The organism is Thermosynechococcus sp. JY1331 (genome assembly GCF_031583475.1).
Classification (GTDB): domain Bacteria; phylum Cyanobacteriota; class Cyanobacteriia; order Thermosynechococcales; family Thermosynechococcaceae; genus Thermosynechococcus.
Map to the genome: position 1 here is coordinate 219,850 of NZ_CP134180.1, position 18,506 is coordinate 238,355.

General features: G+C 51.7%; 16 protein-coding genes, 1 tRNA gene and 1 pseudogene. 10 read left to right on the forward strand and 8 right to left on the reverse strand.

The features are described 5' to 3' along the window. The first annotated feature begins 203 nt into the window (after positions 1-203). The gene (locus RHJ31_RS01000) at positions 204-1,391 is read left to right on the forward strand and encodes a TRC40/GET3/ArsA family transport-energizing ATPase (RefSeq protein ID WP_302677035.1); all 1,188 of its coding nucleotides are present in this window, start codon (positions 204-206) and stop codon (positions 1,389-1,391) included. 19 nt (positions 1,392-1,410) lie between these two features. Beyond that, positions 1,411-2,112 (forward strand): ABC transporter ATP-binding protein, encoded by a 702-nt coding sequence (locus RHJ31_RS01005; protein ID WP_315862957.1) that lies wholly within the window; start codon positions 1,411-1,413, stop codon positions 2,110-2,112. Here the strand turns inward: RHJ31_RS01005 and RHJ31_RS01010 are convergent. Beyond that, positions 2,109-2,402 (reverse strand): DUF3082 domain-containing protein, encoded by a 294-nt coding sequence (locus RHJ31_RS01010; RefSeq protein ID WP_206200680.1) that lies wholly within the window; start codon positions 2,400-2,402, stop codon positions 2,109-2,111. The two genes, RHJ31_RS01005 and RHJ31_RS01010, sit on opposite strands and share 4 nt — an antisense overlap. Further along, positions 2,399-3,703 (reverse strand): phosphoribosylamine--glycine ligase, encoded by a 1,305-nt coding sequence (gene purD, locus RHJ31_RS01015; RefSeq protein ID WP_302677037.1) that lies wholly within the window; start codon positions 3,701-3,703, stop codon positions 2,399-2,401. Before purD ends, RHJ31_RS01010 begins: the two co-directional genes overlap by 4 nt. Before the next feature lie 601 nt (positions 3,704-4,304). Here purD and RHJ31_RS01025 point away from each other — a divergent pair. Next, a pseudogene (locus RHJ31_RS01025) lies at positions 4,305-4,923 on the forward strand (transposase). 260 nt (positions 4,924-5,183) lie between these two features. Here the strand turns inward: RHJ31_RS01025 and RHJ31_RS01030 are convergent. Continuing rightward, positions 5,184-8,027, reverse strand: a complete 2,844-nt coding sequence (locus RHJ31_RS01030; RefSeq protein WP_302677038.1) for a UPF0182 family protein — start codon at positions 8,025-8,027, stop codon at positions 5,184-5,186. 102 nt (positions 8,028-8,129) lie between these two features. Between RHJ31_RS01030 and RHJ31_RS01035 the strand changes: the two genes are divergently transcribed. Continuing rightward, entirely contained in the window at positions 8,130-8,669 is a 540-nt protein-coding gene (locus RHJ31_RS01035; protein WP_302677039.1) for a peroxiredoxin, read from the forward strand. Between the two features lie 4 nt (positions 8,670-8,673). Here RHJ31_RS01035 and RHJ31_RS01040 read toward each other — a convergent pair whose 3' ends face one another. Then, positions 8,674-9,519 (reverse strand): lipopolysaccharide assembly protein LapB, encoded by an 846-nt coding sequence (locus tag RHJ31_RS01040; protein ID WP_206200691.1) that lies wholly within the window; start codon positions 9,517-9,519, stop codon positions 8,674-8,676. Positions 9,520-9,654: 135 nt separating this feature from the next. Here RHJ31_RS01040 and RHJ31_RS01045 point away from each other — a divergent pair, with 135 nt between their 5' ends. From RHJ31_RS01045 to RHJ31_RS01055, 3 genes are all read left to right on the forward strand, one after another. Further along, positions 9,655-9,882, forward strand: a complete 228-nt coding sequence (locus RHJ31_RS01045; RefSeq protein WP_302677040.1) for a hypothetical protein — start codon at positions 9,655-9,657, stop codon at positions 9,880-9,882. Positions 9,883-9,903: 21 nt separating this feature from the next. Continuing rightward, entirely contained in the window at positions 9,904-10,929 is a 1,026-nt protein-coding gene (locus tag RHJ31_RS01050; RefSeq protein WP_302677774.1) for an ABC transporter permease, read from the forward strand. A gap of 70 nt (positions 10,930-10,999) precedes the next feature. Beyond that, on the forward strand, positions 11,000-11,437 hold the full coding sequence (locus tag RHJ31_RS01055; RefSeq protein ID WP_206200694.1) for a peroxiredoxin: 438 nt from the start codon (positions 11,000-11,002) through the stop codon (positions 11,435-11,437). Between the two features lie 68 nt (positions 11,438-11,505). Here RHJ31_RS01055 and RHJ31_RS01060 read toward each other — a convergent pair. Beyond that, positions 11,506-11,592, reverse strand: a tRNA-Ser gene (locus tag RHJ31_RS01060). A 70-nt stretch (positions 11,593-11,662) separates the two neighbouring features. Between RHJ31_RS01060 and RHJ31_RS01065 the strand changes: the two genes are divergently transcribed. The 3 genes from RHJ31_RS01065 (at position 11,663) to RHJ31_RS01075 (ending at position 13,689) form a co-directional block, all read left to right on the forward strand. Continuing rightward, positions 11,663-11,956 carry a hypothetical protein gene (locus RHJ31_RS01065; protein ID WP_302677041.1) on the forward strand — a complete coding sequence of 98 codons (294 nt, stop codon included), beginning with the start codon at positions 11,663-11,665 and terminating at the stop codon, positions 11,954-11,956. Between the two features lie 83 nt (positions 11,957-12,039). Continuing rightward, positions 12,040-12,369, forward strand: coding sequence for a class I SAM-dependent methyltransferase (locus tag RHJ31_RS01070; protein WP_302677775.1), 330 nt, complete (start codon positions 12,040-12,042; stop codon positions 12,367-12,369). A 357-nt stretch (positions 12,370-12,726) separates the two neighbouring features. Continuing rightward, on the forward strand, positions 12,727-13,689 hold the full coding sequence (locus RHJ31_RS01075) for an IS4 family transposase (RefSeq protein WP_310828359.1): 963 nt from the start codon (positions 12,727-12,729) through the stop codon (positions 13,687-13,689). A gap of 168 nt (positions 13,690-13,857) precedes the next feature. Here RHJ31_RS01075 and cbiD read toward each other — a convergent pair whose 3' ends face one another. The 3 genes from cbiD to ppsA all read right to left on the reverse strand — a co-directional run bounded on the left by cbiD (position 13,858) and on the right by ppsA (position 18,193). After that, positions 13,858-14,961: a cobalt-precorrin-5B (C(1))-methyltransferase CbiD gene (gene cbiD, locus RHJ31_RS01080; protein WP_302677042.1), complete on the reverse strand. Its 1,104-nt coding sequence runs from the start codon at positions 14,959-14,961 to the stop codon at positions 13,858-13,860. A gap of 5 nt (positions 14,962-14,966) precedes the next feature. Then, the gene (locus RHJ31_RS01085) at positions 14,967-15,647 is read right to left on the reverse strand and encodes a HEAT repeat domain-containing protein (protein ID WP_302677043.1); all 681 of its coding nucleotides are present in this window, start codon (positions 15,645-15,647) and stop codon (positions 14,967-14,969) included. Between the two features lie 107 nt (positions 15,648-15,754). Next, a complete protein-coding gene (gene ppsA / locus RHJ31_RS01090) occupies positions 15,755-18,193 on the reverse strand; it encodes a phosphoenolpyruvate synthase (protein WP_302677044.1) in 2,439 nt (812 codons plus the stop codon). Between the last annotated feature and the right edge of the window lie 313 nt (positions 18,194-18,506).

Consider the following 18,506-nt stretch of genomic DNA (forward strand, 5'->3'; position numbering starts at 1 on the left):
AAGGGCTTAAGCATTAACTTAATATTTGCCCCAAGGGATCGGGGAGAGGCCTAAATTATTGTTAATAAAGCTAAATAAGCAGTTGTATTTATTTATTTTTCTTAATGATTTTATTTCCATTGATTGCGAGCGATCGCCCCCCCTGAGGACAAGCTCAACGGTTAAGATATTTTAAGCAACCGTGTTTAGGGCAGGGCCTTCCCATGCGCGTAATTTTAATGACTGGCAAAGGTGGCGTTGGTAAAACCTCAGTGGCGGCAGCAACGGGGTTACGCTGTGCTGAGTTGGGGTACAAAACGCTGGTGCTGAGCACCGATCCCGCCCACTCCCTTGCCGATAGTTTTGACCTTGAATTGAGGCATGTCCCTGTGCCCGTCGCCGAAAATCTCTGGGGAGCGGAACTCGATGCCCTCATGGAACTGGAGGACAACTGGGGTGCGGTGAAGCGCTACATTACCCAAGTCTTGCAGGCGCGCGGGCTAGAGGGCGTTCAAGCTGAAGAATTGGCGATTTTGCCGGGGATGGATGAAATTTTTGCCCTTGTGCGCATGAAACGCCACTATGACGAAGGCCAATACGATGTCTTAATTATTGACTCTGCCCCCACAGGTACGGCACTGCGGCTGTTGAGCCTACCCGAGGTCAGCGGCTGGTACATGCGCCGCTTCTATAAACCCCTACAGCGGATGTCCGTGGCCTTGCGACCGATTGTGGAGCCAATTTTCAAGCCCTTGGTGGGGTTCTCTTTGCCCGATCAAGAGGTGATGGATGCGCCCTATGAATTCTATGAGCAGATTGAAGCCCTCGAAAAAGTCCTCACCGACAACACGCAAACCTCAGTGCGCTTGGTCACCAATCCAGAAAAGATGGTGATTAAGGAGTCGCTGCGCGCCCATGCCTATCTTAGCCTCTATAACGTGGCCACCGACTTAGTCATTGCAAACCGTATTCTGCCGAACACGGTACAGGATCCCTTCTTTGCCCGCTGGAAAGAAATGCAGCAGCAATACCGTCAAGAAATTCACGACAATTTCCGCCCGCTACCGGTGAAGGAAGTGCCCCTGTTTGCTGAGGAACTCTGTGGTTTGGCGGCACTGCACCGCCTGAAGGAGACCCTCTACGCTGATGAAGATCCAGCTCAGGTTTATTACCAAGAGCAAACGATTCGGGTGGTGCCCAGTGATGGCCAGTACAGCCTTGAACTCTATCTACCGGGGGTACCCAAGGAAAAAATTGAACTGAACAAGACGGCAGATGAGTTGAATATCCGCATTGGTAACCATCGTCGTAATATGGTGCTCCCCCAAGGATTAGCAGCACTGCAACCGGTGGGCGCGAAAATGGAGGCGGACTACCTGAAAATCCGCTTTGCTAGTGCCACCAGTAGCTAATTCGGCTAATCAATGACTGATGAGACTTGCCACTGTGACAACAACTGGGCTGGCGATCGCCACCACCAATCTGACTAAAGTTTATCGTTCTGGCCATCACGAGACCCCTGTTCTTCAGGGCATTAACCTGCAAGTCCAGCGCGGTCATATCCATCTGCTGATGGGACCTTCGGGTTCAGGGAAAACCACCCTGCTCTCGATTTTGGCCGGCATTCTTGCCCCCACCAGTGGCCAAGTGGTTGTCTTAGGCCAAGAGATTACGCAACTGTCCAAGGCTGCACTGGCAAAATTCCGGCTGCAAAATATTGGCTTTGTCTTTCAGAGTTTTAATCTTTTCCCCGCCTTGACCGCACTGGAAAATGTGGAACTGGCGCTCAATCTCAAGGGAATCAAAGGCAAACAGGCCAAGGAACAGGCGGCAGCCCGTCTAGAGGAAGTGGAGTTGGGTCATCGCCTCGACTTTGTGCCCGCAAATCTCTCTGGGGGTCAGAAACAGCGGGTGGCCATTGCGCGTGCCCTAGCGGGTGAGCCGCAGATCATTTTTGCCGATGAACCGACGGCTTCCTTGGATTCCCAAAATGGCCAACAGGTGATCAAAATTCTCTACAAGCTAGCAAAGCAAAAAGGCTCCACAGTGTTGATTGTTACCCATGATCCACGGATTACAGCCATTGCCGATCGCATCACCAAAATCGAAGATGGCAAAATTAGCGACGGTTAAGCCTGCTCCCGTTGTACCCAGCGTTCCCAAAGCAGTTGCAGCGTCAGCGCCACCAGACCCACGGCAATAATGCTAAAGACCCCCGTTGCGAGGGTACACAAGCCCACCACAAGGGTGCGCACGGCCACCGCCAAGCTATAAACCAGTTGATTGTGGTAGCTCACTGCGTGAGTGGCAAAGACGTAGGCGATCGCCCCTGTTAGCCGATAAAGGAGAATCCCAAGCGTGCCAGCAATCAGCGCACCAGTTAAACAGCGTAATGGGTTAGTTTTTGGGGGGAGGAGGGTCATGGATGGTATTCACCTTTGTGAGCCGATGATTCCAGAATACGGTAGCCAATGTCACGACGATAGTAGCAGTCGGCAAATTCAATGGCGCTGACGCCCGCATAGGCCTTGGCTTGAGCCGTGGCAAAATCAGGAGCCAAAGCGGTAATGTTCAATACCCGACCGCCATTGGTGTACCATTGCCCCTCTTGCCAGCGCGTTCCAGCATGGAAAACGAGAACCCCTTGGGCGATCGCTGCGGGAATACCCTGAATCACATCCCCCTTGCGGTAACTCCCCGGATAGCCCCCCGCCGCCATCACGACGGATAGAGCTACCTCATTGCGCCATTGCAACGCTCCCAAACTGGCTAAGCGTCTCTCGACACAGGCCAAGAGCACCTCAATCAGAGGGGTTTCCAAGAGGGGGAGGACGACTTGGGTTTCAGGATCACCAAAGCGACAGTTAAATTCCACCACGTAGGGATCCCCTGCGGACGTCACCATCAGACCGGCATAGAGCACCCCACAGTAGTGGATTCCCCGATCCTGCAACGCCCCAAGGGCAGGTTCAAGAATCGTCTGTTGAATTCGTTGCATTAACTCTGGTGTCACCCAAGGGACAGGGGCATAGACCCCCATTCCTCCAGTATTTGGACCTGTGTCCCCTTCGCCAATGCGCTTGTGGTCTTGGGCGGGCAGCAGCGGCAGAATGGTTTTGCCATCCGTAACGGCGAGTACGGAGACCTCTTGCCCCTCTAGTACTGATTCAATGACCACCTGTTGACCAGCGGCGCCAAATTCACCCCCAAAAATCCGCTCGAGGGCAGCGATCGCCTCCCCTTCTGTGGCCGCTACCGTCACTCCTTTACCTGCCGCTAAACCATCGGCCTTAATGACAATGGGTGCCCCTTGGGCTTGAACATAACGAGAGGCCGCCTCATAATTGTCAAACACTGCTGCTTTGGCCGTAGGAATCTGAGCCGCCTGCATGAGCGCCTTTGCCCAAGCTTTACTGGCTTCAATTTGTGCCCCTGCTTGGCTAGGACCAAAGACAGGAATCTTTAGTGCCTGTAGGCGATCGCTTAAGCCGGCGGCAAGGGGAACCTCTGGCCCGACAACCACTAAATCAACGTTATTCTCTTTGGCAAATTCACCAATACCCGTGAGGTCGGTGGCTGCAATGGCCACATTCTCACACCGCTCCAGGCAGGCTGTGCCCCCATTACCGGGGAGACAATAGACCTGTGTCACGCGAGGAGAATCGAGTAATTTCCAAGCGATCGCGTGCTCTCGACCACCACTGCCAACGACAACGACCTTCACAGATGCACTCCAAAAAGATAAGCCATATTTTGAAATCAATCTTCAGGAGACTATCAAGTTTATCAGTCAATAGGCAACGTTCTCTCCAAAGGTAAAATGATTGGCTTATTCCTTTGCAGAAGTATTGAACAACAGTTTGAAGAGGTAGGAAAAAGAGAAGAAATATTGTATTCTTCCCTTAAAAGATTAAAAAACAGTCAATTTACTATGGCATCTTTTGGAGCTATTGTCAAGTCTATTCTCAGGCGCCTCAGCCCTTGCGACTATCCCGTCCTGAACTCACAACTGCTCTTCAAAATCTGGCTGACGTACATTTTGGACGCCAGCTTAAACAGTATGAGAGCCTTGTTTTATCGGCTCAATCAGTCAGGAATAACAGCCGTTTTCACAAGGATGACGAGAAACAGTAGTCTGGCTATGGCGTAAAGTTACGTCCTATCAAGATATTGACCCGAATAGGAAACGGCTGTTCAGGTAGATATAGCTATTTCGAAAGGGAGTGAGATATTTTCAAGAGGGATAGGCTATACTCAAAGCGTCATGAATGTTACTCAAGAATATGAGCTATAGCTTGGACTGACGAGAGCGGGTTGTCTCCTATATCAAGCAAGGTGGCAAAATCAGTGAAGCGACTCAAATTTTTCAGGTCAGTCGCGCCACCATCCATCGCTGGCTGAAGCGAGAGGACTTAGCGCCCACGGTTGTCCCCCGTCGTCCTTGGAAACTGGATTGGGCGGCCTTAGCAGCGGATGTTGCTACCCATCCCGATGACCGTTTAATCGACCGTGCCCAGCGATCGAGTGGAGTCTGAGTATGGGTGGTCAGCGCGAGGCGAACGAATTGATGGAGAGCGAGCGGGGAAGCGTCAGAAAAGAGAGAGTTTAGTTGCAGGACGGTATAGACACCAGAAAGACTTCATCGCCCCAATGCTGTTTTGCGGATACTTGAATGCGGTAGGGTTTGTGAGCTGGCTGAGTCAGTACTGTTTGCCGGCATTAAAGAGACCTTCGTTGTTGATTATGGATAATGCACCGATTCATCCGAAAGGGGCGATTCAGGAAGCGGTCAAAGCGGCGGGTCACGAGGTGTTATTTTTACCGAAATACTCTCCTGATTTGAATGTGATTGAGCACAACTTTAGTGCGTTGAAGCGAGCGCGGATGTATGCAGGGTCAAACAGTTCGATTGATGAGGTGATTCGCAAGTATTGTGCTGGATAATGTCTCATTCTTTATTGGAATAGCTATATGAGTCGGATTCTGGCAGCCTGCACTAGCTTCCAAGAGACAGACGGTGAAATAACAGGCTGAAGCCCAGCAGTCGATTGGTTATTACAGACCCCTCCTCTCGCCATTTAGTCAACCAAGGGGAAAAGCCCACTCCGAAACCATGGAATCTGTCACTGCTGATGAGAAATCAGGTGCTCCCATTACGGAAGTAATACCAATTAAACTATCTTTCAACGTTTCTGCGATGAAAGTTAATCAGGAAACAGTTTTTGCAAAGCCTCCTCTAGGGTAGGTGCCATCACAATCCGCTGGTTATCCATAACAATGACCCGTGCCAAGGTGGGCAGTTGATTTTGATCGGCTTCGAGGTAAATGGGTTCGACGTAGAGGAGCGATCGCTCGATGGGAATAATGAGGAGATTGCCCTGCACCGATCTTGACCCTTGGCGATTCCAGAGGGAAATTTGCTGTGAAATCATTGGGTCTTGATTGATCCGCGCCTCCATTTGTTCAGGGCCAAAGACCAGTTCTTGCTTGGGAAAGACGTACAGCAGGAGCTTGCCATAGTTTTGACCATCGGAGCGAGCCGCTAGCCAACCAATGAGGTTGGGACGATTCACGGGCGTAAAAGGAACAAGCAGAATAAACTCCTCAGTGTAGCCAATGGGCAGCTTGGTAATGAGATAGTAAGGGGCAACGGCTTGGGGCTTTTCGCGGTAAATCTCCTTGGGAATTTGCCAGAGGTCTTCGCGGTTGTAAAAGACCACGGGATCCGTCATGTGGTATTTCAGGAGTTGTTCCGACTGCACCTGCATCAAATCAATGGGATAGCGAATGTGGCGGTAGAGGCGGTGGGGCATGGCACTCAGGGGATGAAAGAGGGTTGGAAAAACCCGCTGCCACGTGCGAATTATGACATCGTCGGGTTCCACCACATAAAACGTGACATCGCCGTTATAGGCATCCACCACCACTTTGACAGAGTTGCGAATGTAGTTAAAGGAGTGCTCGCCGGGATCGCCATAGGGATAGTAGCGACTGACGGTATAGGCATCAATAATCCAGTAGAGATAGCTCACCCCTGTGGCGCTAGGACTGGCGGCAATGTCCTGTTCAGAGCGTGGATCGGCGACCACAAGGTAGGGTTCACTGTCAAAACGTAAAAAGGGGGCGATCGCCCGCACCCGCTCTTGAATTAAGCGACGAAAAAGTACCCGTGAGTCCGGTCGTAAATTGGGGGTCAACAGCAGTTGCCAGTCACCAAAATAGACACCGTAGACCAAGCGCCGCCACCAACTGGCAATGGGAACCCCCCCCGTACCGTCGTAGTGGTTATAGACATTTTCGGCGCCACGGGGAAAATCCAGCTCTGGAACCGCCGAAGGGGCAAAGACATAGGTATGGGTGAGTTCACCGTAGTAGATCCGGGGGTAGAAAAAGGGAATGCTTTCACGGATTTGCGGCGGATCGACCAGTAGCTCACCCGTATCGCCAATATCGCGGACAAAGTATTTGGGCAGACCATTGGCTTCGGCGGTATTCACGGGACTCATGGTGAAGCCATAGCCGTGGGTAAAGACCAAGTGCTCGTTAATCCAAGTACGGGCAAAGCGCTGAACCGCACTGTAGTCCACTTCGCGAGCGGCAATGAGGACTTGGCGAATTTCTGATTGGTCTTGCTCAGGGGATAGTTTGAGATAGTAGCGATCCAAAAAGGCCGCTGGAAACCGATAGTAGGAGCGCAGTTGTTGCAGTTGCCGGTTCGTTTCTAAAAGGGGGCGGGTATCCCAAAGGCGGATATTGCGGGTGGTGGCGGCGTTGGCAGCAATGATCTCGGCGTTGAGGTTATTTTCCGGCTGAAAGGGTTCGACCCGCATTTTTTCAAGGTTAAAGCCTTCGCGGGTGTGGGTAATGGTGCGTTGAATGTAGGGGAGTTCCCGTTGCAGTTGATTGGGTTGAACAATGGCCGCTTCAATGGCTGTGGGCAGGAGCCAATCGGCAATCAGGATGACCACCAAATAGCCCAATGTAAAGCCAAAGAGGCCGGGGGCGATCGGTCCTAGCCGCCGCTGCCCTTCACCGCCCCGTCGAATTGCTGACCAAGCCAGTAAACAGGCGACGCCAAAGGCCGAGGCTGAAAGCCAACCATAGAGGGGTAAGCGTACAGTGACGTCGGTATAGCCGGCGCCAAAGGCAGCCCCATTGGTCGAATAAAGAAGTTTGTAGCGTTCTAGCCAGAAGCTAAAGGCCACTGTGGCAAAGACAAAGGCACTTAAGCCCTGTAAATGCCGCCGTTGCGATCGCACGAAGCCGAGGAATTTGCCATGACTGAGACTTTCATTGGCAAGGAGATAACCCAAGGCCGTTCCCCCTAAGCCGACAACACTGAGGTTCACCAGCCATAGGCGCAACAGTTCCCACAGGGGGATTTCAAACAGGTAAAAGCTAATGGAATGGCGAAATAGCGGTTCCGTATGGGGATCACTGGCGGCAAACAGTCCCTTGAGCACCACCGGCCAGCTCAGGCAGGCGATCGCCCCCATGGCAACGCTCAAGAGAATTGCAACCCCCTGAAAGAGGCGCAGGGGCAACCACAACCCCAGTACCAATGCCGCCAAACTCGGCACGAGTAGCCAAGGATTCTGCACCACTAGCAGTGATAGCTCTGCCACCCGCCAGACACTCAATTGCGGCAGCAGAGGGCTGTTAAAGGTGATTTCTGAACGCTGTTGCCACAGTTGCAGCGCGATCGCCCCAATGTGGTAAGTAGCAACAATTAGCAGCCAAATGAGACCACTGGCACACAACAAAAGCCGCCACAGCCCCAGCCCCCGATAGGTACTCTGGGCGGTCAGGGTGGGATCGAGGGTCACGGTGCGTTGCCGCAGGAGCCAGTGTTGCTGCCAGCCATAGAACAGTGCCGATGCCCCCGCAACCGCCAGAAACAGTAAAGCTTGGACACTCCAGCGCTGCCAGACCACCGCCAAATAGCCCAGTTGATCAAACCAGAGGCTTTCGGCAATGAAGCGACACAAGCCAACCCCAAGGGCGATCGCTAGAACCAGACCACCCAGCCAGCGCAGCCAGCGGGGCATCAACTGTACAAGAGGGAGTGACGGCATCAACCTCGAAAAATCGTTAAAACTACGGTACAGTGCAGCTAGATGCTTTCCTAAGGCCAGTTTAGCGATTTAACCATGTTCTTGCGCTCACTACTTGTTGCCCTTTTGAGTTTGATTCTGTTTCTGAGCCCATCAGTTCCCAGTTGGGCTCTCGGGGGTGAATTGCCGCCCCTCAATGCCCCAGCACCCGACTTTTCTCTTCCCAGCAGTGTCGATGGCCAGCCGATTTCCCTGAAGGATTATCGCGGCAAGTGGGTGGTGCTGTACTTTTACCCCAAGGACTTTACCTCTGGCTGTACCCTCGAAGCCCAACGCTTTCAGCGGGATATTGAGCAATTTCATGCCCACAATGCTGAAGTCATTGGCGTCAGTGCCGACTCCGTGGACTCCCACGAAGATTTCTGTGACAGTGAAGGCTTGACCTTTCCCCTCCTCTCTGACCCCGATGGCCGCGTCAGCAAGGCCTATGGCTCTTGGTTGGGGTTTGTCTCGCTGCGCCACAGTTTCATCATCGATCCTGAGGGGATATTGCGCGAGCGGTTTGTCAAAGTGAATCCCGCGATCCACAGTCAGGAGGTACTGGCTCGCCTAGAGGAACTGCAACAGCAAGTTTAGGCCTCTATTGCTGTGGCGGGGGTTCAGGGGTTGCTGGAGATTCCTTTTGCACCTGCTGCGCCGCCTGCTGAATGGCATCTTTATACTTGGCGGGTGCAAGTTCCACGGCTTTGGCATACAGAGGCGCAGCTTCTGTCTTTTTCCCCTGTTCCGTCAGTGCCATCGCTTGGGCAAGCACCGGGCGAAAATCGTTGGGGTTTTCTTTGCCCAGATTTTGGAAGAGGGTCAGCGCCTCATCGTAGCGTTTTTGCGCCATATAGACATCGCCAAGGAGAAGTTGTACCGCCGTGACATCGACGCTCCCTGGTTGGACTTTGTTGGCTTGCTCTGCCCCTTGCAGGGTCTCTTCAATGAGGCCAATGGCCGCTTGGGGGCGATTTTCCTTCAAGTAGAGATCCACTAAAGCCCGCAGGGCATTGAGATTGCCGGGGGATTTGGCCAGAACCCCTTGAAAGGTTTGGGCAGCCCCCTCGCGATCGCCCGTTTGCTGCTGTGCCTGTCCCAGCAGAATCGCATAATCGGTTTGTTCGGGGCGCTGAGCAGCTAAGCGGCGCAGGGGGTCAATGACGCTAGCAATTTCTCCTTTGCCCAGTTGAATCAGTTGCAGCCGAGCCAGCACCAACCCTTCTAAGGCTGTGGCATTGTTGGGTTCACGTTCCAGCACCAGTTGGTAGCCTTTTTCTTGGGCTTGCAGTTCGGCAACTTTGTCAGTGGCGGCAGGACTGGTCACGGGGCTTGGCGTGGGTTGCGCTGGGCTAAAGGCACTGCTGAGCAGGGGCATCACCGAAATGGCAATGAAAGGAACCACGCCCAACAGCAAAACCAAAAGGGTGAGCCACTTCTTGCGCATTGTGCCTCCTTGAGGGTGCCCAGCATTTCCAGTGCCAGTATGATTCTAGCCTAGGAGCCGAGGGGAATCACGGCCAATTTTCAGGTCGGCCACCTTCCCCCTGTTAAAATTTGAGCAATTCCTCGGAGAGCTGCCATGGGTGAACTAACGCCAGAAACCATCAATTGTGCAGAGGCCTGTGTCAATGGCTGTGTCTTGGGCGATCGCTGTCCCAACCGTGAGTACATTGCTGCCGCCAGCAAGTTTATGAATGATACGCCCCTCGATCAAATTCTGCAAATTGCAGCGGATAGCTATCCCAAACGTCTTTTGGCCGCGATTGAGCGCGATCGCCAGCGAGCGGCGAACCCACCCCAAGAATAGCTATTTCCAGATGCTGTGATCATGTCTCGTCTGCGGGCATTGCAGGGGTACCTGCTCCTGCGGCTTTTACTTGCGCCGCTGATGCTGTGGACGATTGTCACCGTCGTCTTTTTGCTGCTGCGAGCCACGCCGGGGGATCCCGTGGATGCGATTTTAGGTCCCCGTGCCCCGGTGGCTGTCAAGGAAGCCTTGCGAGAACAATTGGGCTTGGCTCAACCCCTGTGGCAGCAATACTTGACTTACTTAGGGCAACTCCTGCGATTTGATCTGGGAACCTCCCTCACCAGTCAAGGGGAAGCCGTCACGAGTATCATTGCTCAGCATTTCCCTGCAACGGCAGAATTAGGCCTTGCGAGTCTGGCGATCGCCTTTGGTTTAGGGGTGCTCATTGGCAGTCTGGCTGCGGTCAAATCTGGCACTGCTTGGGATATCGGAGGGCGTCTCTTTGGCATCATCACCTATGCCTTGCCCCTCTTTTGGCTGGGGATGCTTTTGCAACTGCTCTTTGCGGTGAATCTGCGTTGGCTTCCCTTGGGTACCCGCTACCCAATCACGGAAACACCCCCCCAAGGTCCCACAGGGCTGTACCTGCTGGATGCGCTCCTGAATGGTAATCTCCACCAACTGGGAACTGCTTTTAGTTACTTGCTCCTGCCTGCGTTGACGCTGGCGATCGTCCTCAGTGGTATCTTTGAGCGCATTGTGCGGGTGAATCTCAAGCAAACCCTAGTGGCCGATTATGTGGAAGCCGCCCGTGCCCGTGGTATCCCTGAGCATCGGATTCTCATTCACCATGCCCTCAAGAATGCCTTGATTCCAGTGATCACGGTTTTGGGGCTGACCCTTGCCAGCCTCTTGGGGGGAGCCGTGTTGACAGAGGTGACGTTTTCTTGGCCGGGGCTGGGTCAGCGACTCTACGAGGCCATTGCTCTGCGGGACTATCCAACCGTACAGGGCATTGTGGTTTTCTTTGCCGTGATTGTGGTTGCCGCCAGTATTCTCATTGACTTGCTCAATGCTTGGATTGACCCCCGCATCCACTACTAACTTTTTGGCATCTGCCGATAAAATAAAGAACAAGCACGTAATAAAACTTAACATTAGGAGGTTATCCCCCATGGCTTTAGCCGTTGGTACACCCGCCCCTGCCTTTACTGCCAAAGACACCCATGGCAATACGGTGTCCCTCAGCGACTTTGCGGGCAAAACTGTGGTGCTCTACTTCTACCCTAAGGATGACACCCCCGGCTGCACCAAAGAGGCCTGTAGCTTCCGTGACAACTATGCTGCCTATCAGGGCAAAGAGATTGTCGTTTTGGGGGTGAGTACCGACGACGAAACCTCGCACCAAAAGTTCACTGAAAAATACAACCTCCCCTTTCCCCTCTTGGCAGATGTGGATAAATCCATTATCAAGGCCTACGACGTGGATGGTGGCGGCTACGCCAAGCGAGTCACCTATGTCATTGACGGCAATGGCATCATTTCCCATGTCTATACCAGCGTCAAAACCGATACCCACGCCACCGACATTTTGGCGGATCTCGGCTTATAGGTGACTCTAAAAAGTCATCATTGGGTCAGGCGGCTGGAGAGGTTCTGGCTGCCTTTTTGTTGATTGAACGGAGAGAGAGGGATTCGAACCCTCGGTGACATCACTGCCACACTCGATTTCAAGTCGAGCGCATTCGACCACTCTGCCATCTCTCCCAGTATCCTATATTGTAACCTCAGCTAGGATAAGGTAGAGCCACAAGAAGTCGCTGCCGGAAATACTCCCATGAGTTTTAGCCCAGAATATTTCATGACAACAGAAGCCTTAGCCCATAACCAGAAAAGAATGGACGGCTATTTTGGGGATTTTTTTGGCCTGATGCGGAAGGCACTCGTTGCTGGTGGCTCAGAGCTGGGGTTAGGAATGACCCTATTTTCTCTAGCCGTAAGTATTCGCGCTACTCGGATCATTGAAATTGGACGTTTTAAGGGCTTTTCAACACTGTGTTTAGCAAGTGCACTAAGATTTATTGATATTGCTGGCAGGAACCGCAACAGCACAAGCAGCGACCTGACATAGACTACAGGGAGTTCGAATCACCCAAAAAGCGACAACTCCTCTCAATTGATCCTTTTCCAACTCGGGAAGCTGAGCAGTTAATCATTGAAGCAAACCTTGAAAGTTATGTTGATTTTATTAATGCCCGTTCAGATGAAGTCACGATTGACGGTTTAGTTGATCTCATTTTCATTGATGGTGATCACAGTTATGAAGGGTGCAAAGCGGATGTCTTCAATTATGTACCGTCGTATTTACGACCGGGTGGCTACTTTATTTTGCATGATTACTATGGCTGGTATGATGCTGAAGGTAATAATAACTCACCCGTGAAGCAAGTTATCGATGAATTGATTGCAGAGGAACTATTTGAGCATATCTTAATTGATACTGGCTATCAATCTTTTACCGTCTTTAGAAACTCCAATCCTTAGTAGACTACTTTTCTTAGCTTCTATGAGATCAACCCTAACTCTGAGATAGATATTCGTTAATGTTCAGTTCATCACTAACATTGATATTGGGATTTTCCTCATCGGGATAGAATACAATTTCTAATCGCACTCTACCCTTATGCCAACCCGTCTTATCGAGCATCATAACTCTTGCTGAGCAACCTCTAACTAATGGTGGAATCAATCTAGCATCATTAAAAATAAGATTTAGAAATTCTTCTAGATAAGTAATATCAGTATTACGCAGAAGTGTTGAAAGATAGTTTGAGAGGCTAGAAAAAAGGGAAGAAATGTCATATTCTTCCCTTAAAAGAAGAAGAAAACAATCAACTTACTATGGCATCTTTTGCAACTCTTGTCAAGTCCATTCTCAACCGGCTCAGCCCCTGTGACTACCCCGTGCTGAACTCTCAATTGTTCTTCAAAATCTGGTTGACCTATGTTCTCGACCAAGGGTTAACCAGTATGAGAGCCTTATTTTATCGCTTGAATCATGCAGGGATTACAGTGGATATGTCCACTTTTTCCAAAGCCAACAAAACTCGGACAACCCGCTTATTGGAGGGGATTTACACTCAACTGATGTCTCAAGCTCAAAAGAGACATCGTACTTCAAGCATGACGCTGTTTCCTATCGATTCAACCATCATTACCCTGACCAGTAAACTCTTTTGGTTCTATAAATATCATCAAGTGAAGTTACTTACGGGATTTGATTTAACAGAGAACATCATAGGTAAAGCGGTGATTTCTTTTGGGGAGAGACATGACTTGAGCTTTCAAGAGGAGATTCTAGAAATGATCCCTGAGAATGCTGTTGTAATCATGGATAGAGGGTTTGCGAGCTGGCAATTTTTAGAGCGACTGAGTGAGAGGAAGTGCTCATTTGTTGTACGTATCAAGAATAACATGAGAATGAAGCTCAATCATGAGAGATATCGCGTGGTTCAATTTTTTGACGAGAATCAAACGGAGTTTCGTATAGCGACAAATCTAAAGGAGCTGAGTGATGAGGAAGTGAGTGAGTTATATCGGCATCGGTGGGCGATTGAGAACCTATGGAAATTTCTGAAGATGCATTTATCATTAGACAAGTTGATTACGAAGAGTTTGAACGGGGTGATAAATCAGATTTATATGGTTTTAATTGCCTATTTAATTTTAGAGCTGGTGGAGATACCTGAATACTTTGGGAAGAAGCTATTAGACAAATTGCGATATTTGCAACTGGAACTCAGTCGTCGCTGCTCGATAGTGCATTGGAGCTTTGATTGGCAGCCAGAGCTACTGGTCACTTAAAATGTTAAGTTTTGTTGCAGGATTCAACACTTCTGCAGTATTACGGTGTTTGTAAATAATTCTTGAGTTATCATCTTCATTCGGGATAAAACGAATGACCTCTTCGCGATCAAGAACATGGCAGTTTGTATTCATAAGTACTGGTACACATTTTATTGAGTCTTTCACTTAGTATAGCCTAATCCTTGTCAAAATTAGGTTTCCTGCCTCGCTGATGGCAACAATTTGGCGATCGCGCCCAAACAAGGCACATCCCACCTGTAATGACCGCCCCATGGGAGCAGCACAATGGGCATGGATATAGGTAATGGCGCGCTCATCAATGCGGTTGGCAATGTGGCTGAGAATCTCAGGTAAGGCTTGGGGAGCCATTGTTGCTAAAAATTTGAGGGCAGCCTCAACCGTTGGTGCTTGCCACACCTGATGCAGAGTCTCTGGGTCTAAGCCTGCAAGGGCACAAAAGGCGGTGAGAATTTCGTGGCGAGCATCCGCAAGGTGGTGATGGGTATGGAAAATGCCGCCAGCGAGTTTAATTAATTTGCCGTGGTAACCCAAGAGGAGCAACTGTTGAACCTTGTGTTGAGCAGCGGCCACCAGCATTGGCCCTAGCCAATTGGCAGTTTTTACACACAGGGAAGGGGGAATCTGGAGTTGCTGCGCCACCTGAAGGCCGTTCTCGCCAATACAAAAGACGAGGATGGGAGATTTTGCTGCCTTCTGGGCTAAGTCCTCGCGATAGCGATCCAGTTGCTCCGAGGCTGTGAGGGGTTGGGCTAAGGCAGTGGTTCCCAGTAGGGAGAGTCCCTCAACAATGCCAAAAGCCGCATTCGAGGTGCGCTCTGCCAAATCTCGCCCTTGGGGCAGGAGAATCGTGACGGCGATCGCCCGCTCCTTAGGACAATAGAGCAACAGGTTAGTGGTTAACAACAAGCGGGCATAGCGGTAGATAGCTGCCTCGCCCGTGGCGCGATCGCGCCCAACCCCAAAGCCTCCCTCAATGTGAATTTTGGGAGCAGTTGCAGGGTCTTGCCAGCGCACCCAAGCCCAGATCGGGGTATGGCGGGTGAGATCAAGGGGATCACTGGGTTCACTGTAGGTAATGGCCAAAGCCTGTTGGTCATCTAAGCATGCCCCTTGGGCAATCCTAAAGGTTTCACAGCGATTGGGGCGCAGCAGCGCAAGGGTGATTTCCTTAGGACAGGTTCCTTCCGTAAGGCAACGCAATGCCGCCACCGCCGCCGCCGCCGCAAAAACTGGTAGCGTATAACCCACGGGTGTTAAGTAGTTAACTGAGCCAAACTAGTGCGAGCCGCTTCGGCAACCGCTTCCGCAGAATCAGTGGTCAACTGTTCCAGCAGGGGGCGAGTCTCTGGAGTGCCAATTTGGCCAAGGGCGATCGCTAGCCGATGGCGGACTTGCCAATCGGGATACTCGACAAACTGCCGCAGCTGGACAATGCTTTCTGGTTGTTTCAGTTCACCCAAGGAACCAATGGCGGCTAATTTCACCAATTCTTGGGGATTATTGAGGGCTTCCGTGAGCAGCCCAACAGCAGCAGGATTGCCTAGGGCACCCAAGGCGGCAATGATACTAAACTGCAACAGCCAATCATCGGTACTGTGGTAGGCCGTTTCTAAATCTTCAAGGGCAAAGGGAACTTGTAGGGCAGCCATCGCATCCGCTGCAGCAGCACGGACATCCGTTTCGCTGTCATGGAGCAGGCGATCGCGCAACAGGTCATGGGCTTGATTGAGATTGACGTGCCCAAGGCTGGCAATTTGACTCACCGCAGCGTAGCGGACACGGGAATTTTCATCTTGGCTGAGGGGTTGAATGAGCCGAAAGGCATCGTTGGGGTCAAGGCTACGCAGTTGATTGATGCCCCGCAGGCGATCGCCCACATCCGCTGAGGTAATGAGTTCCTGAATTGCTGCTGTGTCCACGCCAATATTCTCCACCTGATTCCTTTGATCCTACTGGGTTGCGTCACCCACAGAAAAGGGCAGAGCGATCGCGGCTTCGATTCCCTGCCCTCAGCTTAGACGTTGTCACTGGGTTGTGCACTCTAGGTCTGTTTTTCAGCCTCAGCAATTTGCAGCAGGGTCTTCAGGACGGAGTCGGGGTTGAGGCTAATGGAGTCAATCCCTTGCGCCACCAAGAATTGAGCAAACTCAGGATAGTCACTGGGGGCTTGACCACAGATGCCAATTTTGCGCCCCTTGGCCTTCGCCGTTTGAATCGCTTGCGCCACCATGCGTTTGACCGCTTCATTGCGTTCATCAAACAGGTGCGCCACCAAGGCCGAATCGCGATCCAACCCCAGTGTGAGTTGCGTCAGGTCATTGGAGCCAATGGAGAAGCCATCAAAGACCTCGGCAAAGGCATCCGCCAACACCACGTTGCTGGGGAGTTCGCACATCACATAGACTTGCAGACCATTTTCCCCTTGCTTCAGCCCATGTTTGGCCATCTCTGCCAGTACTCGCCGTCCTTCCTCTGGGGTACGACAGAAGGGAATCATCAGAATCACGTTCGTCAGCCCCATCTCATCGCGGACTTTCTTCATGGCGCGGCATTCAAGGGCAAAGCCTTCGGCATAGTTGGGGTCGTAGTAACGGGAGGCGCCCCGCCAGCCAATCATTGGGTTTTCTTCATGGGGTTCAAACTGGCGACCGCCCAAGAGGTTGGCGTACTCATTGCTCTTGAAGTCGGACATGCGCACGACCACAGGCTTGGGATAAAAGGCAGCCGCGATCGCCCCAATCCCCTGAGCCAACTTATCGACAAAGTATTCCGCCTTGTCGGTGTAGTTTTGAGTCAGCTCGGCAATTTTCCGTTTTGCCCCTTCATCAGTCAACTCATCGTAGTGCAACAGCGCCAAGGGATGGGTCTGAATGTGGTTAGCAATAATAAACTCCATGCGTGCCAACCCCACCCCATCATTGGGGATTGCCGCCAAGCTGAAGGCTTCCTCGGGGTTACCGACATTCATCAGGATTTGGGTGCGGGTACGCGGCAGATTTTCCAGAGCCACTTCCTCCACATGGAAGGGCAGCAATCCCTGATAGACATGCCCCTCTTCCCCTTCTGCACAGGAAACTGTGACCTCAACACCATTGGGGATGGTTTCGGTGGCATCGCCACAACCGACAATGGCAGGAATGCCCAACTCACGGGCAATAATCGCCGCATGGCAGGTGCGTCCCCCCTGATCGGTGACAATGGCACTGGCTTTTTTCATGATGGGCTCCCAATCAGGATCCGTGCGGTGGGTCACCAGCACTTCCCCCGCTTGGAACTGATCGATATTGCGGACATTGAGAATGACGCGGGCACGGCCTTGGCCAATCATTTCGCCAACTGCCCGACCTGTGGCAAGGAGCGTTCCTTTTTCTTTGAGATGGTAGCTGCGCAGCACGTTCGTGGCTTTTTGGGATTGGACGGTTTCGGGGCGTGCCTGCACGATAAAGAGTTCACCTGTGAGGCCATCCTTTGCCCACTCAATATCCATCGGGGTGTAGGTTCCCCGCAGAGCAGAGTAGTGCTCCTCAATGAGGCAGGCCCAGCGGGCTAGGGTGAGGATTTCTTCGTCGCTGAGGGCAAATTGTTTCCGCAGTGGCTCAGGCACGGGTTCATTGCGGGTGAGCTTCGTTCCGCCAAGGGCGTAGACCATGCGAATTTCTTTGGTGCCGAGGGCTTTTTTCAAGATGGGTTTATAGCCCGCCTTCAAGGTTGGCTTAAAGACCAAGTATTCATCGGGGTTGACGGCGCCTTGAACAACGTTTTCACCCAAGCCATAGGCGGCCGTGATCAGGGCAGTGTCCTTAAAGCCCGTTTCTGTGTCAATGGAGAACATCACCCCAGAGCAGGCCAAGTCGGAGCGCACCATTTTTTGCACCCCCACCGACAGGGCCACATTGAAGTGGTCAAAGCCTTTGATCTGGCGGTAGGAGATCGCCCGATCCGTAAAGAGTGAGGCAAAGCAGCGATGACAGGCGTCGAGAACGCCCTTGAGACCATGGACATTGAGGTAGGTTTCCTGCTGACCGGCAAAGCTAGCATCGGGCAAATCTTCAGCGGTGGCACTGGAGCGAACCGCCACGTCCGTATTCGGGCCATAGCGATCGCACATTTTTTGGTAGGCGGCAGCAATCGCATCCGTCAATTCTTGGGGAAACGGCGTGTGCAAAATTAGCGAGCGAATCGCTTGCCCCACGCGGTGGAGTTCTGTGACATCCTCGACATCGAGACCTTCAAGGAGCCGCCGCAGTTGGGTATCAATATTTCCCGCTTGGATAAAGTAACGGTAGGCATAGGCTGTGGTCGCAAAACCATCGGGGACATTAATGCCTTTGGGCGTCAGTTGTTGGAGCATTTCCCCCAAGGAAGCGTTTTTGCCCCCCACTAGGGGCAGGTCTTTGCAGCTCAAGGAATTCAGTTCTAAAACAAACGCTGTTTCCCGATGGGTCACTTCACTGGTTGGTCTAGGGATGGATTGAGTCATTGTTATACTCCCAAACATTAAGTTTCATTGATTAAATTGCCGTTTGCTGTCCCTCTGGGGATGCAACAGCAGTGCTTGAGCCGTTAAAGTTTTGAGTGTCTTTGGCTCCCTTTGCTATCGTGAATCTGTGAATCACCTAACTGCACGCAATTCCCAAGTCAGACTTGTCCGTTGACAAACGCAGGCTGCTCCTTTGCTCAGACACTGGGTAAAGCACGCAATACATTTCCAACGGAGACTGGATAGGCAAAGTTTGCAGCGGTCATCATCTGCACGGTGGTTAAATCACTATTGCCCTATATCTCCATTCTGA

What these genes read in the sequence shown, in the direction of transcription:
- RHJ31_RS01075 (WP_310828359.1), top strand. Translation starts at nt 12,727, where the DNA reads ATGGCATCTTTTGCAACTCTTGTCAAGTCCATTCTCAACCGGCTCAGC.
- RHJ31_RS01040 (WP_206200691.1), bottom strand. Translation starts at nt 9,519, where the DNA reads ATGCGCAAGAAGTGGCTCACCCTTTTGGTTTTGCTGTTGGGCGTGGTT.
- RHJ31_RS01000 (WP_302677035.1), top strand. Translation starts at nt 204, where the DNA reads ATGCGCGTAATTTTAATGACTGGCAAAGGTGGCGTTGGTAAAACCTCA.
- RHJ31_RS01010 (WP_206200680.1), bottom strand. Translation starts at nt 2,402, where the DNA reads ATGACCCTCCTCCCCCCAAAAACTAACCCATTACGCTGTTTAACTGGT.
- RHJ31_RS01050 (WP_302677774.1), top strand. Translation starts at nt 9,904, where the DNA reads ATGTCTCGTCTGCGGGCATTGCAGGGGTACCTGCTCCTGCGGCTTTTA.
- RHJ31_RS01035 (WP_302677039.1), top strand. Translation starts at nt 8,130, where the DNA reads ATGTTCTTGCGCTCACTACTTGTTGCCCTTTTGAGTTTGATTCTGTTT.
- RHJ31_RS01005 (WP_315862957.1), top strand. Translation starts at nt 1,411, where the DNA reads ATGAGACTTGCCACTGTGACAACAACTGGGCTGGCGATCGCCACCACC.
- RHJ31_RS01030 (WP_302677038.1), bottom strand. Translation starts at nt 8,027, where the DNA reads ATGCCCCGCTGGCTGCGCTGGCTGGGTGGTCTGGTTCTAGCGATCGCC.
- ppsA (WP_302677044.1), bottom strand. Translation starts at nt 18,193, where the DNA reads ATGACTCAATCCATCCCTAGACCAACCAGTGAAGTGACCCATCGGGAA.
- RHJ31_RS01045 (WP_302677040.1), top strand. Translation starts at nt 9,655, where the DNA reads ATGGGTGAACTAACGCCAGAAACCATCAATTGTGCAGAGGCCTGTGTC.
- RHJ31_RS01065 (WP_302677041.1), top strand. Translation starts at nt 11,663, where the DNA reads ATGAGTTTTAGCCCAGAATATTTCATGACAACAGAAGCCTTAGCCCAT.
- RHJ31_RS01055 (WP_206200694.1), top strand. Translation starts at nt 11,000, where the DNA reads ATGGCTTTAGCCGTTGGTACACCCGCCCCTGCCTTTACTGCCAAAGAC.